We start from the raw sequence: 1,851 nt of genomic DNA, 5'->3' as shown, positions 1-1,851 counted from the left end.
GAGCGAGTGCTACCTCAAGTCCTGGTCTGCTGGCATTGCAAAAGCGCCTGCAGCATGATTTTTCCGACCCAAAGCTGCTCCAGCAGGCGCTGACGCACCGCAGCTTTTCGACCGACCATAACGAACGCATCGAGTTTCTGGGCGATTCCGTCCTGAACCTGGCTGTCGCGGGGCTGCTCTACGAGCAACTGAGCACCCTGCCTGAGGGCGACCTTTCACGTGTGCGGGCCAACCTTGTCAAGCAGGACACCCTGCACAAACTTGCTGTCGTGCTTGGCCTGCCGGACCTGGTACGGCTGGGTGAGGGTGAGGCAAAATCCGGCGGACAGAAGCGGCCCTCCATTCTCGCCGATGCGCTGGAGGCTGTGATAGGCGCCGTTTACCTGGACGCCGGTTTTGAGGCGGCCAACCTGCTGGTGCGCCGGCTGTTCAAAGATGTGGAAATCAACCCGCAGATGCAGGCCATCGGCAAAGATCCGAAAACCGAATTGCAGGAGTGGTTGCAGGGGCGCAAAATGAACCTGCCGATTTACCGCGTGGTGGGTACCATGGGTGCGGCCCACAAGCAGACCTTCGATGTGGAATGCGAGATCACCGAGTATGGCCGGGCCGAGCGCGGGATCGGCGGCTCCCGCCGGGCCGGCGAACAAGCCGCCGCCGCCGCCATGCTGATGTTTGTCAAGACACTGGATTCCTGACTCCGAGCCGGCAGCCGCCCGAAGGCCGCAGGCCAACACACCAAGATTATGAGTACAGGTAAAAAAGAACCGAAAAAACCGGTAGCTGCTGCGGCGACTCCCTCTGCAGTCGCGCCGAAAAAGCGTCAAGCCAAAGCCCCGCAAACCGTGCAGCCGCCCGATGCGCTGGAAGCCATGCTGGCGCAGGCCCTGTCTTCGCGCGGCGCGGCCGTGCCGGCCACTGCTGACACGCCGCCTGCCGGCGAGCAGCGCTGTGGCCTGATCGCCATCGTCGGCAAGCCCAATGTGGGTAAATCCACTTTGCTCAATGCGCTTGTGGGGCAAAAGATCAGCATCACCTCGCGCAAGGCCCAGACCACGCGCCACCGCATCACTGGCATGCGCACGGTCAAGGCAACGCAGTATGTCTTCGTGGACACGCCGGGCTTCCAGACCCGGCACGGCAACGCGCTGAACCGCTCGCTGAACCGCACCGTGGTCGGCGCCGTCAATGATGTGGACCTGATTGTCTTTGTGGTGGAAGCCGGTCAATTCAACCAGGCCGACGCCAAGGTTCTGGCTCTGCTGCCTGAAAAGACACCCGCGATTTTGCTGGCTAACAAGTTTGATTTGATTCACCGCCGCGCCGAGATCGCGCCCTGGCTCAAGGAAATGCAGGAGCGGCACAATTTCGCCGAGTTCGTGCCCATGTCGGCCAACAACGCCAAGGACATCGAGCGCCTGTTCGGCATTTGCGAAAAATACTTGCCGGTGCAGCCCTGGATGTACGGTGCCGACGAACTGACCGACCGTAGCGACCGCTTCATGGCCGCCGAAATCATCCGCGAAAAGCTGTTCCGCCTGACGGGCGACGAGCTTCCCTATACCTCCACCGTCATCATTGACCAGTACGAAGAGGAGGGCAATTTGCGAAAAATTGCCGCCACTATCGTGGTCGAGCGCGACGGCCACAAGGGCATGATCATTGGCGAGAAGGGCGAAAAGCTCAAACGCATCGGCACTGAAGCCCGGCATGAGCTCGAAACCCTCACTGGCGGCAAGGTGTTCCTGGAGATCTGGGTCAAGGTCCGTTCGGGCTGGGCGGACGACGAGGCAAGGGTCAAGACCTTCGGGTATGAATGAGGCCCCCACGGTCGCTCACTTCGTGTAGTTC

General features: G+C 61.0%; 2 protein-coding genes. Both read left to right on the top strand.

What is annotated here, in order from left to right:
* Positions 1-26 precede the first annotated feature (26 nt).
* Positions 27-698: a ribonuclease III gene (rnc, locus tag AC1D1X_RS22090; RefSeq protein WP_477699195.1), complete on the top strand. Its 672-nt coding sequence runs from the start codon at positions 27-29 to the stop codon at positions 696-698.
* 174 nt (positions 699-872) lie between these two features.
* Positions 873-1,820 (top strand): GTPase Era, encoded by a 948-nt coding sequence (gene era, locus AC1D1X_RS22085; RefSeq protein ID WP_477671614.1) that lies wholly within the window; start codon positions 873-875, stop codon positions 1,818-1,820.
* Positions 1,821-1,851: the final 31 nt, after the last annotated feature.

The sequence above is a fragment of the Polaromonas sp. P1_G4 genome, from assembly GCF_056405475.1.
This window is presented reverse-complemented; position numbering and strand designations above follow the sequence as displayed.

Excerpts from the sequence above, each read along its gene's own strand:
- era (WP_477671614.1), top strand. The coding sequence starts at position 873 with ATGCTGGCGCAGGCCCTGTCTTCGCGCGGCGCGGCCGTGCCGGCCACT.